This is a genomic window from Rhodococcus xishaensis (assembly GCF_004011825.1).
GTDB lineage: Bacteria > Actinomycetota > Actinomycetes > Mycobacteriales > Mycobacteriaceae > Prescottella > Prescottella xishaensis.
The window spans coordinates 179,041-195,008 of the sequence record NZ_RKLO01000006.1 but is presented as its reverse complement, the minus strand read 5'-3'; the positions used below and the strand labels follow the sequence as shown (position 1 = coordinate 195,008).

Annotated in this window: 16 protein-coding genes, 1 tRNA gene, 1 pseudogene and 1 riboswitch; of the genes and pseudogenes, 8 read left to right on the top strand and 10 right to left on the bottom strand. The window is 65.4% G+C overall.

The window, feature by feature from the left end; genetic code table 11:
* Positions 1 to 4: 4 nt before the first annotated feature.
* From EGT50_RS15070 to EGT50_RS15060, 3 genes are all read right to left on the bottom strand, one after another.
* Positions 5 to 2,131 (bottom strand): glycosyltransferase family 39 protein, encoded by a 2,127-nt coding sequence (locus EGT50_RS15070; RefSeq protein WP_127955477.1) that lies wholly within the window; start codon positions 2,129 to 2,131, stop codon positions 5 to 7.
* Complete coding sequence (locus tag EGT50_RS15065) at positions 2,128 to 3,360, bottom strand: bifunctional glycosyltransferase family 2/GtrA family protein (protein WP_127955476.1); 1,233 nt, start codon at positions 3,358 to 3,360, stop codon at positions 2,128 to 2,130. Before EGT50_RS15065 ends, EGT50_RS15070 begins: the two co-directional genes overlap by 4 nt.
* Before the next feature lie 125 nt (positions 3,361 to 3,485).
* Positions 3,486 to 4,145, bottom strand: a complete 660-nt coding sequence (locus EGT50_RS15060; protein ID WP_127955475.1) for a YdcF family protein — start codon at positions 4,143 to 4,145, stop codon at positions 3,486 to 3,488.
* 183 nt (positions 4,146 to 4,328) lie between these two features.
* Here EGT50_RS15060 and EGT50_RS15055 point away from each other — a divergent pair, with 183 nt between their 5' ends.
* A complete protein-coding gene (locus EGT50_RS15055; protein WP_127955474.1) occupies positions 4,329 to 4,754 on the top strand; it encodes an HIT family protein in 426 nt (141 codons plus the stop codon).
* A 6-nt stretch (positions 4,755 to 4,760) separates the two neighbouring features.
* Here the strand turns inward: EGT50_RS15055 and EGT50_RS15050 are convergent, their stop codons facing one another.
* Positions 4,761 to 6,173: a sensor histidine kinase gene (locus EGT50_RS15050; RefSeq protein ID WP_127955473.1), complete on the bottom strand. Its 1,413-nt coding sequence runs from the start codon at positions 6,171 to 6,173 to the stop codon at positions 4,761 to 4,763.
* A gap of 9 nt (positions 6,174 to 6,182) precedes the next feature.
* On the bottom strand, positions 6,183 to 6,884 hold the full coding sequence (locus tag EGT50_RS15045; protein ID WP_127955472.1) for a response regulator transcription factor: 702 nt from the start codon (positions 6,882 to 6,884) through the stop codon (positions 6,183 to 6,185).
* A gap of 200 nt (positions 6,885 to 7,084) precedes the next feature.
* A riboswitch (guanidine-III (ykkC-III) riboswitch) is annotated at positions 7,085 to 7,145 on the top strand.
* Between the two features lie 15 nt (positions 7,146 to 7,160).
* Between EGT50_RS15045 and EGT50_RS15040 the strand changes: the two genes are divergently transcribed.
* On the top strand, positions 7,161 to 7,475 hold the full coding sequence (locus tag EGT50_RS15040) for a DMT family transporter (RefSeq protein WP_127955471.1): 315 nt from the start codon (positions 7,161 to 7,163) through the stop codon (positions 7,473 to 7,475).
* 42 nt (positions 7,476 to 7,517) lie between these two features.
* The gene (locus tag EGT50_RS15035) at positions 7,518 to 8,294 is read left to right on the top strand and encodes an ABC transporter (RefSeq protein ID WP_127955470.1); all 777 of its coding nucleotides are present in this window, start codon (positions 7,518 to 7,520) and stop codon (positions 8,292 to 8,294) included.
* Here the strand turns inward: EGT50_RS15035 and EGT50_RS15030 are convergent.
* Positions 8,277 to 8,996, bottom strand: coding sequence for a dienelactone hydrolase family protein (locus EGT50_RS15030; RefSeq protein ID WP_127955469.1), 720 nt, complete (start codon positions 8,994 to 8,996; stop codon positions 8,277 to 8,279). The two genes, EGT50_RS15035 and EGT50_RS15030, sit on opposite strands and share 18 nt — an antisense overlap.
* Before the next feature lie 968 nt (positions 8,997 to 9,964).
* Here EGT50_RS15030 and EGT50_RS15025 point away from each other — a divergent pair.
* The 3 genes and pseudogenes from EGT50_RS15025 to EGT50_RS15015 form a co-directional block, all read left to right on the top strand.
* Entirely contained in the window at positions 9,965 to 10,150 is a 186-nt protein-coding gene (locus EGT50_RS15025; protein WP_127955468.1) for an enoyl-CoA hydratase, read from the top strand.
* Between the two features lie 179 nt (positions 10,151 to 10,329).
* Positions 10,330 to 11,031 (top strand): potassium channel family protein, encoded by a 702-nt coding sequence (locus tag EGT50_RS15020; RefSeq protein ID WP_235870771.1) that lies wholly within the window; start codon positions 10,330 to 10,332, stop codon positions 11,029 to 11,031.
* A 98-nt stretch (positions 11,032 to 11,129) separates the two neighbouring features.
* Positions 11,130 to 11,273, top strand: a pseudogene (locus EGT50_RS15015) (IS30 family transposase); the annotation flags it as partial.
* 11 nt (positions 11,274 to 11,284) lie between these two features.
* On the opposite strand, the gene EGT50_RS15010 reads toward EGT50_RS15015, so the two are convergent.
* Complete coding sequence (locus EGT50_RS15010; RefSeq protein ID WP_127955466.1) at positions 11,285 to 11,593, bottom strand: alkylmercury lyase; 309 nt, start codon at positions 11,591 to 11,593, stop codon at positions 11,285 to 11,287.
* Positions 11,594 to 12,017: 424 nt separating this feature from the next.
* Here EGT50_RS15010 and EGT50_RS15005 point away from each other — a divergent pair, with 424 nt between their 5' ends.
* Positions 12,018 to 13,379, top strand: a complete 1,362-nt coding sequence (locus EGT50_RS15005) for a beta-propeller fold lactonase family protein (protein WP_127955465.1) — start codon at positions 12,018 to 12,020, stop codon at positions 13,377 to 13,379.
* A 186-nt stretch (positions 13,380 to 13,565) separates the two neighbouring features.
* On the opposite strand, the gene EGT50_RS15000 is transcribed toward EGT50_RS15005, so the two are convergent.
* A tRNA-Thr gene (locus EGT50_RS15000) sits at positions 13,566 to 13,637 on the bottom strand.
* 83 nt (positions 13,638 to 13,720) lie between these two features.
* Here EGT50_RS15000 and EGT50_RS14995 point away from each other — a divergent pair.
* Entirely contained in the window at positions 13,721 to 14,101 is a 381-nt protein-coding gene (locus tag EGT50_RS14995) for a nuclear transport factor 2 family protein (RefSeq protein ID WP_127955464.1), read from the top strand.
* Positions 14,102 to 14,309: 208 nt separating this feature from the next.
* On the opposite strand, the gene EGT50_RS14990 is transcribed toward EGT50_RS14995, so the two are convergent.
* Both EGT50_RS14990 and EGT50_RS14985 read right to left on the bottom strand, forming a co-directional pair.
* The gene (locus EGT50_RS14990; RefSeq protein ID WP_127955463.1) at positions 14,310 to 14,543 is read right to left on the bottom strand and encodes an MbtH family protein; all 234 of its coding nucleotides are present in this window, start codon (positions 14,541 to 14,543) and stop codon (positions 14,310 to 14,312) included.
* On the bottom strand, positions 14,540 to 15,874 hold the full coding sequence (locus EGT50_RS14985; protein WP_127955462.1) for a lysine N(6)-hydroxylase/L-ornithine N(5)-oxygenase family protein: 1,335 nt from the start codon (positions 15,872 to 15,874) through the stop codon (positions 14,540 to 14,542). The genes EGT50_RS14990 and EGT50_RS14985 overlap by 4 nt, the downstream gene beginning before the upstream one ends.
* Positions 15,875 to 15,968: the final 94 nt, after the last annotated feature.

Here is a 15,968-nt window from a genome sequence, read left to right as displayed (position 1 = left end):
CCAGTCATTGCGTCAGGTCGTAGATCGTGACCCCGTCGACCGTGACCGGCGTGAATTCGGACTGCACCCACTCGGTGATCTGCGACGCGGTTCCCCGTGCTCCCCCGCCGCCTTGGTCTGTGCCGCCGGCGATGAAGTAGTGGATTCTGCTTTCTGCCACGTACTGCTGGAACTGCTCGAGCGTCGGTGACGGGTCGGTGCCGTTGAACCCCCCGATCGGCATGACCGGACTCTCGGTGGCGAGTTGGTAGCCTGCCGCAGCATTCGAGCGGACTGTAGCGGCCACCCACGTGAAGTTGTCGGCGTCGGTACGCAGCAGAGCCGTCAGTTCGTCACCGGGCGTGCTGCCAGACATCATTCCGCCACCCGGCCGTCCACCGGGACCACCCGGGGCACCGCCCATCCCGTCCGGCGAGGGTCCGCCACCCGGCCGCCCACCGGGACCACCCGGAACGCCGCCCATCCCGGCTCGCGGGGATCCGTCACCCGGCGTCCCACCAGGACCACCTGGTGCGCCGCCCATCCCGTCCGGCGAGGGTCCGCCACCCGGCCGCCCACCGGGAGCACCCGGAGCGCCACCGGGAGCACCCAGCGTCTCACCGTCAACCTGAGCCCTGACCGAGGGGACCGAACGGGTGTTCGCGGTCGTGGTCATGACCGACGGGAGTCCACTGGTCTGCGCTGACGTAACCTGGTCGGCCGCGTAGGCCGCTGGACCGGCAAGCCCGGTGAACAGCGCCGCCCCGATCACGACGACAGTCCCGCGCCCGCGCAGCGCGGCGGGCACCAGCATCGCGACCGCCACGACTACGCCTGCCACCACGACCATCCACCGCAGCCAAGGAACGAAATCGGCGCTGCGTCCCAACAGGATCCACGCCGTCACCGCAATCGTCGCAACCGTCACGGCCGCAACGATCCGCGCACCGACCGCGTCACGGTGGCGCCAGAGCGCCACCGATCCGGCACCGACGAGTGCCGCGACCGCCGGGGCCAGTGCCACCGTGTAGTACGCGTGGAAGATGCCCTCCATGTAGCTGAACACCAAGCCGGTGACGAGCAGCCACGATCCCCACACCACAAAGGACGCTCGACGCAGATCGGTGCGGGCGGCGCGCCCGCGCAGCACGAGGCCGGCCACCAGCAGGATCAGTGTGGCAGGCACCAACCATGTAATGTGCCCGCCCTGTTCGAAATCGAACAGCCGCGTGATGCCGGTCCCGCCCCAACTGCCGGGGCCGGGTGTGCCTCCACCGGACTCGCCGCCGGACATACTCGCCCCCATCCCTACGCTCCCCGGCTCGATACCGTTGAGCCGACCGAAACCGTTGTAGCCCAGAGTAAGTTCGAGGATCGAGTTGTTCTGTGAGCCACCGATCCACGGTCGTGAGTCAGCAGGCCACAGCTCGACGGCGAGCACCCACCATCCGGCCGAGACGACCAGTGCGCCGAGGGCCGCGAACAGTTGCAAGATCCGCTTGCCCAGCTTGGGCGGGCCGGCGATCAGGTAGGTCAGCGCGAGCGGTGGTATCACCAACATCGCCGCGAGTTGCTTCGTGAGGAAGCCCAGGCCCACCAGCGCACCGGTCAGCACCAGCCACCGGGTGCGGCCGTCCTCGACCCCCCGAAGCAACGCCCACACCGCCGCGATCATCAGCAGAACCAGTAGGGCGTCCGGATTGTTGAACCGGAACATCAGCACCGCAACGGGTGTGAGCGCCAGTACGAGGCCCGCGAGCAGACCCGCGGCGCCGCCGAAGTAACGACGCACGGTAGCCCACAGCAGCGCGACGGACGCCACGCCCATGAGCGCCTGTGGAACCAGGATGCTCCACGAGTTGAGCCCGAACACTCGCACCGATAGCGCCATCACCCACAGCGAAGCGGGTGGCTTGTCGACGGTGATCGAGTTGGCCGCGTCAGAGGAGCCGAAGAAGAATGCCTTCCACGATTCCGAACCTGCCTGCGCTGCAGCTGAATAGAACACGTTGGCCCATCCGGATGCGCTGAGGTTCCACAGGTACGCGACCGCAGTAGCGAGAAGCAGCCCGGCTAGCGCCCAGTACTCGCGGTTCGACTTGGGTGCAGCCGGCTGCGCGGCCTCCATCGAGCGATCGACGGTGATGCTCATCGGGTGACTCCTTCCGCGGCGCCGTGGCGGAACACCCAGCGCAGACCGATGAATCGACAAAGTGTGGCAACGAGATTCGCGACTACCAGAACCGCGAGCTCGAGATGTGCAGAGGCTGCCGGCGCGAAGCCGTGCAGAGCTGCGAGCGATCCGCTCGTGACGGCGAGGCCGAACCCGAACACGATCAGCCCCTGTAGTTGGTGGCGGCCCACGCCTCGGCGACCACGCACACCGAACGTGAAGGCCCGGTTGGCCGCGGTGTTCGCGATCGCGGTGATCAGGAGTGCGATGGCGTTCGCCCACTGCGACCCCACCGCACCCTGGAGCGCAAGGAAAAGCACTGCGTACGCGAGCGTGCTCGAGACGCCGACCACCGCGAACCGTACAAGCTGCCTCAGCATCGCGGGCTGCGATCCGGGAACGAGTGAGCCCCGACCGAGGCTCTCCCGTAGCGACGCCAGGGGCAGCGCACCGGTCGCGAGAGCGCGCCCCACCCGTGCGATGCCCTTGAGGTCGGCGACAGCTGTCGCGACGATGTTCACCCGGCTGTCCGCGTCGTCGATCCAGTCGACGGGGACCTCGTGGATCCGCATCCCCGCCCGTTCGGCCAACACGAGCAGTTCGGTGTCGAAGAACCAATGTCCGTCCTCCACCAAGGGCAGAAGTGCCTGCGCCACGTCTGCTCGCACCGCCTTGAACCCGCACTGGGCGTCGGAGAAGTGCGCGTGCAACGTCCCCCGGAGGATCAGGTTGTAACCACGGGAGATGAATTCACGCTTCGGTCCGCGCACCACTCGGGACGAGCGGGCCAGGCGTGAACCGATAGCGAGATCCGAATGCCCCGACAGCAGCGGGGCGACGAGGGGCATCAGCGCTTCCAGTCCGGTCGACAGATCGACGTCCATATAGACCAGCACCTTGGCGTCGGATCGTCCCCACGCGGCACGCAGTGCCCGGCCCCGCCCCTTCTCGTCGAGGTGCAGGACACGCACGTCGGGGAACTCGTCGGCCAACGCCTGCGCAATATTCAGAGTCCGGTCCACACTCGCGTTGTCCGCGATGGTGATCCGGGCCGAGTACGGGACCTCGGCAAGGAGGTAGCTTCGCAGGCGTCGGATGCACTTGCCGAGCGCGGCCTGCTCGTTGTACACGGGTACCACGATGTCGAGAGCGGGTGCGGCGGTCTCGGGATGCTGCAGGGCAACCGTGGGCTGGGGTTCGGTCGTCATGCCCACAAGGGTGCGGAGCGTCTCTCCGCACCCGCTGAATCCGGGCTGTGAGCTTCCTGTCAGCCGGGACCGAGATGTCCAGGAGGTCGCGAATGTTCTTGTAGCCCGGTCCTATCGGAATCTCGTCAGGGCGCGATCACGCCCGCTATGGGGATCCTCCCCGCGACGGCGACGCGGAAGTCGATCATGGCCCGCTCCAAGTGGTCGGGGCTGGTCACCACGACCGCTCCGGGCGCTCCACGTTGCCGGAGAATCACGTTCGTGTTGATCGCGTTCTCGACGGTGGAGCGTGACGTGTTCTCCTCGGTGATCCGGAACGCCGGGATACCGTTCGCGACCAACCACTGCCGCATCGCCTGCGCCTCGGTGACCCCGGACTGTGGAACGCCACCGGTCACGATGATCGGCGCGAACGGAAACCGCTGCGCCAGTTGGAGGGCCGCCTGGAGCCGGGACACCAGGACTGGTCGCATCGTCCCATTCGGGTAGAGACCAGCACCGAGCACGACGATGTTCGTGGTGAACGGGTTGACGGCCAACATCACCGGAACCTGGGTCGTCAGGGTCTCGAGCCGGGTGCAGGTCGTGATCAGGTCACGGTTGGATGTCTGACATCCGCCCACCAAAGAAAGTGCCCCGTTGACCAGGGTCGTCGCCGACAGTGCATCGACGACGTCGAGCGAGGACGCGGCACTGGCATGGCCGGGCAGCGCCAATCCGATTGCGGCCGAAGCGATGACCGCGGGTACCAAGAGCCGACGAGGACGCAACGAGAACTTGGACATGACACTCCCTCGGGTAACCGTCCCCGACCGGATGTGGCAATCGACAATCAGTGTGGACCACGAAACTTGATCAGACATACCGTTCCGTGATATTGGAAGGTCACGACCCGGTCTCAGGTCGCCGAACCGACACAGCCGCGGCCGCAGTACCGACACGGGGTCGCTGCCGCCTATCCTCGCCGTATGCCTTCAGTCTTCAGCGCCATCATCGCCGGCGATATACCGGGACGGTTCGTCTGGGAGGACGAGGACGTCGTCGCCTTCCTTACCATCGCGCCGATCACACAGGGCCACACGCTCGTGGTTCCGCGCCAGGAGGTCGACCACTGGCAGGACGTCGACGGTGAACTGTTCGACAAGTGCACCGGGGTCTCCCGCGAAATCGCACGGGCCGTTCGCAAGGCGTTCGACGCGCCCCGCGCGGGTTTCCTGATCGCCGGCCTCGAGGTTCCTCACCTGCACATGCACGTGTTCCCGGCGTACAGCATGGGCGACTTCGACATCTCGAATGCCGACCCGAACCCATCCCCGGAATCCATGGACGAGGCCGCCGGCAAGATCAAGTCGGCCTTGCGCGACCTCGGCAACGGCAAGTTCGTTCCCAGCTGACAGGGCTCACCCCTGCGGAAGTCGCACCCGGAAGGTGGCGCCCCGCCCGGGCGTGCTGTCGACGGTCACGGTTCCTTGATGCGCCTTGACGATCGCCGCAACGATCGAGAGGCCCAGTCCACTGCCCCCGCTCGTCCTGGTCCGGGACTCGTCGGCGCGGTAGAACCGCTCGAACACCCGAGCCGCGTCGTCCTCGCCAAGCCCAGGTCCGGTATCGGCCACTTCGAGGATCACATCGGCACCGTCTGTTCCCACCCGTACGGTCACCGACGCATCGTCGGGCGTGTGCTCGAGCGCGTTGTTGACCAGATTGCCGGCTACCTGCCGCAGCCGGGCATCGTCACCCATCACCTCGGCCGGACCCGACTCGGGGATTATCTCCAGCGTGATTCGCCGCTGCGGCGCGATCGCACGCGCGTCGTGCACGGCATCGGTGGCCAGCGCCAACAGATCCACTGGATGGAATTCCATGGGACGTTGGGCGTCCATGCGGGCGAGCATCAGCAGATCTTCGACGAGCAACCCCATGCGTTTCGCCTGGTTCTCGATCCGGTTCATCACCATCTCGCTGTCGGTCGACGCACCCTGCCGATACAACTCGGCGAACCCGCGGATAGTCGCCAGAGGGGTGCGGAGCTCGTGGCTGGCATCAGCGACGAATCGGCGCATCTTTTCCTCCGACCGTCGCGCCGACTCTTCCGACGCGGCGGTGGACGCGAACGCCGACTGGATCTGAGCGAGCATGCCGTTCAACGCCGAGGACAGGCGGCCCACCTCGGTGCGTTGATCCCGCTCGGGCACCCGACGGTGCAGGTCGCCAGCCGCGATCCTGGCGGCAGTCTCCTCGACCTCACGCAGCGGTCGAAGGCTGCGCCGCACCACGAGGTAGCCGACGAACCCCAACACCACCAGCACCCCTGCCCCGACGCCCACCTGGAGCATGATCAAGCGTTCTACGGTGGCGTCGATGTCGGTCAACTTGACCGCCAACGTGGTCCTGCCGACCGGCGTGGCCACGCTGATCTCCCGCCAGCGAATATCGCTGCCGTCGGTGGATCCGACCGTCACTGGGCCCGGATCGCTCACGATTTCCGGTGTTGTACCGATACTTTCGTCGTTGACTTCCAGCCGCACGGTGCCGTCGTGTTGGGTGACCCGGACGTAGAACGGGCTGGGTGGGCGATCGGGGCTGGGGGCGCGGTCGAGAATGGGCGCGGACTGCGGCGGCATCATCCGCAAATCCCGCGGTTTCGCCCAACCGTGCGCGGCGTCCAACAGTTGCCTGTCCGTGCGGTCCAGGAGCGAACGCTCCATCGCCGAGGTCACCGCGACCCCGGATACGAGCAGTCCGGTGGCGGTGAGTAGGAGCAACGCCGCTACGAGCGTGATCCGCAACGGCAACGCACGCAGGCGCGTCATCGTCTCCGCCTACCGTGGCTCACGCATCACGTAGCCGACGCCCCGCAGCGTGTGGATCAGGCGCGGCTCGGTGGTGTCGATCTTGCGACGCAGGTATGAAACGTACGACTCGACGACCCCGACCTCACCACCGAAGTCGTAGTTCCACACGTGGTCGAGGATCCGCGGCTTGCTCAGCACGGTTCCCGCATTGACCATGAAGTACCGGAGCAGCGTGAATTCGGTTGGCGAGAGCGGCACCAGTTCGCCGGCCTTCCACACCTCACGAGTTTCGTCGTCGAGTTCGATATCGGCGAAACGGACACGGGACGACTCCTTCTCCTGGTCGCCGTGACCGGCCCGGCGCAAGATCACCCGCAGCCGGGCGACGACCTCCTCGAGGCTGAACGGTTTGGTGACGTAGTCATCGGCTCCGATCGTCAGACCGGCCACCTTGTCCTCCACAGCATCTCGCGCAGTGAGGAACAAGACCGGTGCCTCGACTCCGTCGGCTCGCAGACGCCGCAGCATTCCGAACCCGTCCATACCCGGCATCATGACGTCGAGGATCAACGCATCGGGCCGAAAAGTCCGTGCCTTGTCCAGGCCCTCCGCACCGTTCGTGGCGGTACCCACCTCGAATCCCTGAAAGCGGAGACTGACCGACAGCAGTTCGGTCAGCGTCGGTTCGTCGTCGACTATCAGGACACGGGCCTCCGGCGTTTCGTTCACCCCGTCAGGGTCCGCGACCAATCTGGAGGCTGGCTGGGCATTCCCTGGGAGGTTCCTGTGAATGCTCGCCGCTCACCGAACGGGAGTTCACGGCACGCTCGGCGGCCGGAACCGTGCCGTGAACTACCGTTCAGGAAATGGGGGAAGGCGGTGATTTGGGCAACCATTGCGGGAATCGGTGATCGGATTGGGTATTTTTGAACCTGTCGATCGACACCCGGACGAGCACACCGTACCCGGCCAGCGACAAGACGGTGTCTGGGGAGTTGAATCATCATGGCTTGGATCGTCCTCGTGATCTCCGGTGTCCTGGAAGCGGTGTGGGCCACTGCACTCGGAAGGTCCGAAGGATTCGCAAGGCTCTGGCCGACGGTCGTCTTCGGGGTCGCGCTGCTGTTGAGCATGGTTGGACTGGGCTACGCGATGCGCACCCTACCCACGGGCACCTCTTACGCGGTGTGGGTTGGAATCGGCGCATCACTCACGGTCGCGTTCGCGATGCTCACCGGCAGCGAGAGCGCCTCGATCGCGAAGGGGCTGCTGGTCGTCGCCATCATCGGCGGTGTCATCGGACTCAAGGTCCTGCACTGACCGACCGCCCGTTTTGCCGTGCGCGGGAGTTACAGTAAACCGATGAACCTGGTGTCAGCCGTCTCGATTCCGGTCCGAGCCGGGTTCACCATCGCGGTCTCGGCCCTCGAGGGCGCCGAGATCGTGCTGTCGACCGCGCGGGTGGCTCTGTCCAGCACCACTGCGGCGAGCGTGGGTGCAGTGCCGCTCGCCAACCCGCGAGGCCCGCTCCAGCTGGTCCAGCAGCTCGCAGCGCTCGCCTCCGAAGACCGCCCGCTCGGCCAGGCGCTGCAGCCGGAGGGTCCGCTGGACCGTCTACTCGCGCCGGGTGGCGTCATCGACCGCCTCACATCCGACGGTGGCCCGCTCGAGCGTGTGCTCGCTCCGGGTGGCCCGCTCGAGCGGGTACTCGCCGAGGACGGGCCCCTCGATCGCGTCCTCGCGGAGGACGGGCCGCTGGAACGTCTCCTCGCGCCGGGCGGTCTGCTCGACAGGCTCACCGCCGACGACGGAGCACTCGAACGGCTCACGAAAAAGGGGGGCATCGTCGACAAGGCACTTGCCGAGAACGGCATCCTCGACACGATCCTTGCCGAGGAGGGCGCGTTCGAACGGCTGATCGCCGAAGGCGGTCCGCTCGATCAGATCGTCGCGCTGTCCGAAACGCTGACGTCGCTGGCGCCGAACCTGCAACGTATGGGTGCCAGCATCGACGTCCTGCAGGAGACCGTCGGGATCCTCAATGCCGCGGTGGGCCCGCTCGGCGACCTCGCCGGACGCTTCCCCGGGCGTTGGCTCAAGGGCGTCCGCGGGCCCGACCTGTCACTCGGCCCCACCTGACAGGTGGTCGTCGAAGAAGGTAAAGACTCGACGCCACGCGTCCTCGGACTTCTCGTAGTCGTACCCCATACCGACAATCCGCAGGAGAGTGTTGCCCGTGTTCCCGGTTGCGAGGCGGTTCGCGAAACTGTGCCCCACACCCGGGTAGGCCTTTACATCGTGCTCGACATCGAGTCGAGTCAGGGCTGCATCCAACCGTGGCCCTGCCTTCCACAACGTCGGGTCCCGTCGGCCGTAACTCCCGACGATCGGACAGGAACCGCGCAGTGCGTCGTCGATATTGCGTGGCAGCAGCCCGTAGAAGGGCGCCGACGCCGAAAAGTCCTTGGGCGCGAGGACGAGTGCGAACCCGCCGCCCATGCAGAATCCGATGACCCCGACCCGACCGGTGCAGTCCGGACGGGCGGCGAGCAGATCGCGAGCCGCGAGCAGGTCGTCGACGGCCCGGCCTTGTTGGGCGATCAGTTCACGGAAGACCCGGACGACGCACCGAGCACGGCCTCCACGCGAGTACAGGTCCGGGGTCAGTGTCAGATAGCCGTGGGAGGCGACTCTCGAGGTGATGCCTCGGATGTCGCGCCCGACGCCGAGGGCGTCGTGCACCACGACCACACCCGGCCACGGCGAAGGTATCGCATCGCCGGGAGTTTCGAGTACGGCGTCGATCGGACCGTCGGGGGCGGGGACCGAAAGTGCGGACATTCCCCGAGCCTAGGGACCATCGTCCCGGACACGCCGGGCGGTCGTAACGATTGCGCTACCGTTCGGAGCACGTTGATTCCGGTTGTATAACCACTCGTTCGGTTCGCTTCCGGGTGGCCTGCCCGTCACTAACCTGATCTTGGCGCTGCGACCCGACCCGTAGGCCACGCTACCGATCACTCCGGTATCGAAAATTGCCGGACGGCAAACGATTTACCTGGAAGGCACGGACACAGTCGTATGAATCACCCCACGAACAGCCGTCAGACCAACGCGAGCGAACTCCGCACCGGAACGATCAGCACCGAAGAGATAAAGTCTCGCATCGCGGCAATGTTCGAAGATGCACCCGCCACCGCGCCCCAGGACCGATAAAGGGCACTCGACGGAACTGACGCACGCAGCACCTACCCGTCGTCGGCAGCAGAACGCGAGGATCGAGATCTAGCGGCCGCTGCCCGAGCGACGGCGGACGACATACCCGACACAAGCACCAGGGCGCGGCCGAATCCGTGCCCTGGTGCTTGTTCTTCTCGATCAACGCAAGCCCGCCGTCGGGGTGACCGGCCGCGGCCCGTCGATATAGATCGCACATCGGTGGGCAGGGACACGACCCACAGTGAGGCAGTGATCGGTGCCACGCCCACGAACTCACCCAACGTGATCGAGCTCGCCGAGTCCGCGCTGCAGAGACCGCGCCCACACTGCGAAGCCGACGGACCAACTGATCGGATCCGACAGGCGCGGCCGCTCGGGGCGTGCGGGATAGGTCACAGTGACGCCACGGCAGTGACCCGGCACACGGCCGCACAGCCCACGATCAACCGGATCGGGCCTGCTCACGGCAGCTGATGTATACCCACGGGGCCGAAACAGGTAGTCGGATGGGTACTTCGGACGTGTCCCCCCCGTTACCGAAGCGGGATTCTGAATGCGTCGGGTCGTCGGGAAGTTTGGGAGAGTGAGCCATGATGCGTCGCGGGCGAAAGACGCTCGTTTCACTGGACAACGGAGACTGGTGCTTCGGCCGAGTCGTCGGCCCCCGCCGCGGTGCGTCCGGTTTCCGTGTCCAGCTCAAGAAGCACGGCGCAGGCCAGAAGCACCCGACCTTCACAATCGCCGCCCCGAACGCGGGCGACGGCTTCGCTCTGTAGAGCGAAGAGCACCAGGGGCCGGTTCCGTCTCCAAGACCGGCCTCTGGTGTGCGTCGAGGGGTCCACAGCTAAACAGTGGCAGTCCGCTCGAGCATCGACAGATTTGGTATGAATCGGACATGGGTATGAGCACCACGGGTATGAGCACTGAGTCTTGGCGGCGACGAACCGAGTGGCCAATGATCGGAGCATCGATCGTTTTCCTCAGTGCCTATGCCTTCAACGTTCTCGCCCAACCTGCGGGTGCATCGGCACAGATCACGGCCACAACAATGACCCTCACATGGGGCCTGTTCGCGGTGGACTTCTTCGTCAGACTTGCACTCGCCGAACAACGCGGGCAATGGCTGCTTCGTCACCTCCACGAGCTCGCGATGGTGGTGCTACCACTACTGAGACCTCTGAAGTTGCTCCGGCTCGTCACTCTTTTCGGCGTCCTCCAACGCTCCGTCGGAACGGCGCTACGTGGAAGGGTCGTCAGTTACGCAGCCGGATCCACGATCCTGCTGATTCTGGTTTCGTCACTCGCGATGCTCGACGCCGAGAGAGGCGCTCCGGACGCCGGCATCACCACATATCCCGACGCACTATGGTGGTCGACCGTTACCGTCACCACCGTCGGCTACGGGGACTACGCACCAGTCACAACAACCGGACGCGTCATTGCGGTGGGCCTGATGGTCGCCGGCATCGCGTTGCTCGGTGTCGTGACTGCAACCCTCGCGTCCTATCTTGTGCAGCGCATCGGAGAAGAGGACGAGGCGAATCAAGCCGTCACGCGCGAACACATCATCGGGTTGACTGCTCAGATCGAGACGCTTCGGTCTGAGGTGAGCGCGCTCAGAGAAACCCGGCTGACAGAGATGGCCGGAGAGCGTTAGTCGCTCGACCAACGGCGATCCGATGGTCATGATCAGCGCCCGGCCTGCCCGACGTTGAGGCCTGTGCCGTTCCACAGCGCCGGGGGAGCGAACTGATCGTCTACTACTGCGATCCCGCCTACCCGTGGCAGCGAGGTTCGAACGAGAAGACCAACGGGCCACTGCGTCAACACTTCCCGGAACGCACGGACCTGTCGATCCACAGCCCCGTCGAGCTCGAACGCGTCGCTCACAAGCTCAACACCAGCGCCGCCTAGCCTCTTGCGCGCAGCGCGCTGGCCAGCTGTTCCAGGGTCGGCAGCCCAGCCAACCCGGTCTCGGTCGCGTAGACGCGGCACGCGAGCTCGGTCACAGGCACCGCATCGTCGAACGCATCGACACCGTCGACGAGGATCGTGGGTGAGCCTGAGAACGGCGACCTCGCCGCCTCCGCGTCCGAAGCGATCCGCCGATACCCAATCTCGATACCCGGACGCCCGATCACTGTCGCCGCCTCGCGGACACGGTCGGCTGCCTCCCGCCAGTTCGGGCACCCGTCGAAATACAGAATCTCCACCTTCATGTCGGCGATTCTTCCCCTTGCGCGCCAGACATCGCCGGACAGTCCGCGCCATCCTGCCGAGAACTATCCGGCGCGAATGGAGGGCGCCGCCTACTGACCACAGGGACTCGAACCCCGAAGAGTCACTGCACGCAGGTGCGGGTCGAAACGGTTGAAGCCTTCGTCGCGGATTACTGCCGCTTCGATCGGGTCCATGTGGGGTTGGACGCCCCAGCTCACCGATCAATTCCAAGTTGGCTGGCACTCGCGGGACCGAGGTCAGCACCCCAGCAGGTCGTGTCGATCAAAAAGGGTGTCCGCTTTGTCCCGTATAGTCCGCACCTACGCGGGGAGACCATTCGGTTTTCATTATTCATCCTACGGCGCTGCGCCCGCAGAGATGTCGCGTCTATCCACACTCATCGGTCGAAGGAGTCCGATCACGATGCCTCTCAACGTCATTGACCCGTCCCGACGGGGGAGCAACGCGCGTTCGGGGCACCCCGGCCGGCGGCAGCGCACGGCGGGACTCGTCGCCGCCCTAGCCGCGGGGCTGTTGTTCACGACGTCCCCGGCCGCGCACGCCGACACCGTCACCTCCACGATTCAGGTCGGCACCGACCCGTTCGTTGTGGCGATCACTCCCGACGGCACCCGCGCCTACGTGACCAACATCGGCCACGTCACCAACGGACTCAGCGACACCGTGTCGGTGATCGACACCGCCACCAACACCGTCACCGCCACCATTCCCATCGAAGAGAATCCAGCCGGGATGGCGATCACCCCTGACGGCACCCGCGCCTACATCACCCACAGCGTCGGCGACGTCGTCGGCCAGGTGGCGGTGATCGACACCGCCACCAACACCATCGTCGACACCATCGACGTCGGCTCGGGGCCGATCGGGGTGGCAATCACTCCTGATGGCACCCACGCCTACATCACCAACGTCAACGGCAACACGGTGTCGGTGATCGACACCGCGACCAATTCCGTCACCGGCACCATCGACGTCGGCGTCGGCATGCTCGGCGTGGCAATTATCCCCGACGGCACCCGCGCCTATGTCACCGACCGGTGGGGCGGCTCCGACTCGGTGTCGGTGATCGACACCATCACTGAAACTGTCACCAGCACTATCGACGTCGGCGACGACCCGATCGGGGTGGCATTCACCCCCGACGGCACCCGCGCCTACGTCACCAACTTCAACGGCGACACAGTGTCGGTGATCGACACCGGCACCAACATGGTGGTCGAGACCGTCACGGTAGGGGATGGTCCCGCCCTTCTCGCGATCACCCCCGATGGCACCCGCGCGTACGTCACCAACATGGACGACGACACGGTGTCGGTGATCGACACCGGCACCAACACCGTCACCACCACCATCGACGTCGGCGACGGCCCGACCGGGGTGGCGGTCAGCCCCAACGGGGCCCACGCCTACGTCGCCAACGAGCAGGACAACACGGTGTCGGTGATCGCGATCGAGCAGGCACCGGCCCTGTCCGGCATTCCTCCTGCCGGTGCCGTTGGGCAGCCCTACGAATACGCCTTCACCCTCACCGGACGGCCCAACCCGACCACCACCGTCACGGCCGGCGCCCTGCCCGACGGGGTCAAGCTCAGTGCCGACGGTGTTCTGTCCGGAACCCCCACTACCACCGGACGGTTCGAGTTCACCGTCACCGCGAGCAACGGAATCGGTGACGGCGCCGCGCTGCCCGTCGTCCTCGAGATCACCGACGCACCTTCGACCGGGCCGTTCGGCAGCCTCGAAGAACTGACCTGGCCGTTCTGATCGACAGGCTCCGTCGGCGCGGCGCAGCGGCCTGGTGACGGCTTACCTGTGTCGCGGTAGGAGGACGCAAGCCGCCGCGGCGAGTTTGGAGGCTCTTGTGACATCCTGTGACAACGAGACGGGGTAACCGAGAACGCCGAAGGCCCCCTACCTTGCATCACTGCAGGTAGGGGGCCTTCTTAGCGGAGCCCCCTGTCAGGATTGAACTGACGACCGCTCGCTTACAAGGCGAGTGCTCTACCACTGAGCTAAGGAGGCAGTCGAGCGCGCCCATCATATCCATAGCCCACGGTGGAACGCGTACCGGTGCCCCGACCGCCCGACTTCGTTAGCGTTGTCGCATGAGCATCTCGGAGATCGCCACCGTTCTCGCGTGGCACGACGCACTCAACGACTCGGACATCGAGACGCTGCTCATGGTCTCGAGCGACGACATCGAACTCGCCGATTCCGAGGGGGCAGCGCAGGGCTTGGCCGCACTGCGGGAGTGGGCGGCATCGGCAGACATCAGACTGGTGCCCGGCCGAATGTTCCAGCACGACGGTGTCATCGTGGTAGAGGAGCAGGCCACCTTGGCGTCGAAGCCGGGCGAGTCCAGCACTGTGGGTACCGCCTTCCGCGTCGTGAACGATCAGGTAACCGCCGTCTTCCGGCACGAAACCCTCGAGGCCGCACTGGAGGCCACCGAGCTCACCGACAAGGATCTCGTCACCGACCTCTGACGCGCGCGAGTCTCAGGCGTCGATCGGCAGTCTCCTCGAGACGGCAGCCGCGACGGGTTCGGAGCAATACGGAGAAATACGGAGAAATACGGCTTTATGCCGAAACGCCAAACTGCGCCGCCCGCGATTCGGGCGACGCAGTGTGGTGATGAGCATTTCCGTGTCCGGTTCCGGTGCGCCTAGCACTTCGGTAACCGGAGCGGGCGTATCACTTGTCGGCGTTCTTCTGGTCCTGCTCCATGGCTTCACGCAGGCTCTTGGGCCGCATGTCGGTCCAGTTCTTCTCTACGTACTCGACACACGCCTGACGCGAATCCTCACCGAAAACAATCCTCCAGCCCTGCGGGACCTCGGAGAACGTGGGCCACAAGGAGTGCTGATCTTCGTCGTTGACCAGCACGTAGAAGCGGCCGTCTTCGTCGTCGAACGGGTTGGTGCTCATCTAACCTCGCTTGTCGCGTATGGGTTGTCTTCGCTCAGCCTAGCAAGGCCAGCGCTAATATCTCGATGAGCGAGAATCGAATTGAGTATGTCCCCCGCACGCACCGCGGCATTCGACAACAACGACGATGTCAGACCGTGTGTTTTCTCCGTTCCGCCCTGTAGATAGATGCCGGCGTGACCGGCCGGACCGACCTCGAGCCTGTAGTCACGTCCCACATCTTGGTGCGTACCGATCCCGGGCATCGACGCACCGAACAACGACTCCAGCGGGGTCGGCTCGAAGCCGGTAGCCAGCACCAGAGCGTCGCACATCAGTGCGTCGGTGAGCCCGTCGAGTGCGCTGGTCACCGACACCTCGATGCCGTCGCCCGTCTCCTGGACTGCGCTGACCTCGGATGCACGCCGCATGAACAGACGCCGCTGTCCCTGGACCCGCTCCTGGTACTCGGTGGCGTAGAGCTCGTTGATCAACTCGATGTCGACCGCCGAGTAGTTGGTGCTTCGGTGCACTTCGAGTAGGTGCTCACGCGCGGACGCGGGTGCCGCGTACAGTTCGTCCACTGCGGCAGGATCGAAGATCCGGTTCGCGTACGGACTGTCGTCGGCCGGGCTGTACCCGAACTTGGAGAAAACGCTGTGGACCTCGGCCTGCGGGTAGTTGCTGTGCAGGTACTGAACGACCTCGGCGGCACTCTGACCGGCACCGAGAACGACGAACCGCTGATGCACAGGCTCGGGCATAGCGGCGATCCGGTGGAGGAACTGGTGGTTGTGGAAGCACCGCGCCGAGGGCGTCGCCCACTCCGGTAGCCGTTCACGCAACCCCGCAGCCACCACGACGTTTCGGGCGTGAACGGTGGTGCCGTCGGACAGCGACACTGCGAGGCGGTCTACGACTGCCCCGCCATCGACGCCATCAACGGCTGTGACGGTGGTGCCGTACCGGACGTCTGCGGTGACGCGCCCGGCCGCCCACTGTAGGTAGTCCTGGAACTCGACTCGGGTGGGGAAGAACGTCTGCTGGTTCACGAAGTCGACCAGACGACCGCGGTCATGCAGATACGAGAAGAAGCTGTAGCTACTGCGCGGGTTGCGGAAGGTGACCAGATCCTTGGGGAATGCGATCTGCATGGTTGCGCCGTCGAGCAGCATGCCAGCGTGCCAGCTGAACTGCTGCTGCTTCTCGATGAAGCATGCGGTGATCTTCTCGTCGGGGCCGCAGCCCGCGTTGTGCTCCTCGATCGCGATCGCCAGCGCGAGGTTCGACGGGCCGAACCCGATCCCGACTACGTCGAATGTTTCGGTGTCGAATGGTCGATCCTCAGTCATCGCTCATACCCGTCTTCGTAGCCTGTTTGGTTCGTTCTTTGTCCGTTGCAGAAGATAGCAAAGGCTATCCTCATTAAGTAACCCTAAGGGATCA

Coding starts and splice junctions, on each gene's coding strand:
- EGT50_RS15055 (WP_127955474.1), top strand. CDS start 4,329: ATGCCTTCAGTCTTCAGCGCCATCATCGCCGGCGATATACCGGGACGG.
- EGT50_RS15070 (WP_127955477.1), bottom strand. CDS start 2,131: ATGAGCATCACCGTCGATCGCTCGATGGAGGCCGCGCAGCCGGCTGCA.
- EGT50_RS15010 (WP_127955466.1), bottom strand. CDS start 11,593: ATGAAGGTGGAGATTCTGTATTTCGACGGGTGCCCGAACTGGCGGGAG.
- EGT50_RS15050 (WP_127955473.1), bottom strand. CDS start 6,173: ATGACGCGCCTGCGTGCGTTGCCGTTGCGGATCACGCTCGTAGCGGCG.
- EGT50_RS15005 (WP_127955465.1), top strand. CDS start 12,018: ATGCCTCTCAACGTCATTGACCCGTCCCGACGGGGGAGCAACGCGCGT.
- EGT50_RS14985 (WP_127955462.1), bottom strand. CDS start 15,874: ATGACTGAGGATCGACCATTCGACACCGAAACATTCGACGTAGTCGGG.
- EGT50_RS15025 (WP_127955468.1), top strand. CDS start 9,965: ATGATGCGTCGCGGGCGAAAGACGCTCGTTTCACTGGACAACGGAGAC.
- EGT50_RS15030 (WP_127955469.1), bottom strand. CDS start 8,996: ATGTCCGCACTTTCGGTCCCCGCCCCCGACGGTCCGATCGACGCCGTA.
- EGT50_RS15065 (WP_127955476.1), bottom strand. CDS start 3,360: ATGACGACCGAACCCCAGCCCACGGTTGCCCTGCAGCATCCCGAGACC.
- EGT50_RS14995 (WP_127955464.1), top strand. CDS start 13,721: ATGAGCATCTCGGAGATCGCCACCGTTCTCGCGTGGCACGACGCACTC.
- EGT50_RS15060 (WP_127955475.1), bottom strand. CDS start 4,145: ATGTCCAAGTTCTCGTTGCGTCCTCGTCGGCTCTTGGTACCCGCGGTC.
- EGT50_RS14990 (WP_127955463.1), bottom strand. CDS start 14,543: ATGAGCACCAACCCGTTCGACGACGAAGACGGCCGCTTCTACGTGCTG.
- EGT50_RS15040 (WP_127955471.1), top strand. CDS start 7,161: ATGGCTTGGATCGTCCTCGTGATCTCCGGTGTCCTGGAAGCGGTGTGG.
- EGT50_RS15035 (WP_127955470.1), top strand. CDS start 7,518: ATGAACCTGGTGTCAGCCGTCTCGATTCCGGTCCGAGCCGGGTTCACC.
- EGT50_RS15020 (WP_235870771.1), top strand. CDS start 10,330: ATGATCGGAGCATCGATCGTTTTCCTCAGTGCCTATGCCTTCAACGTT.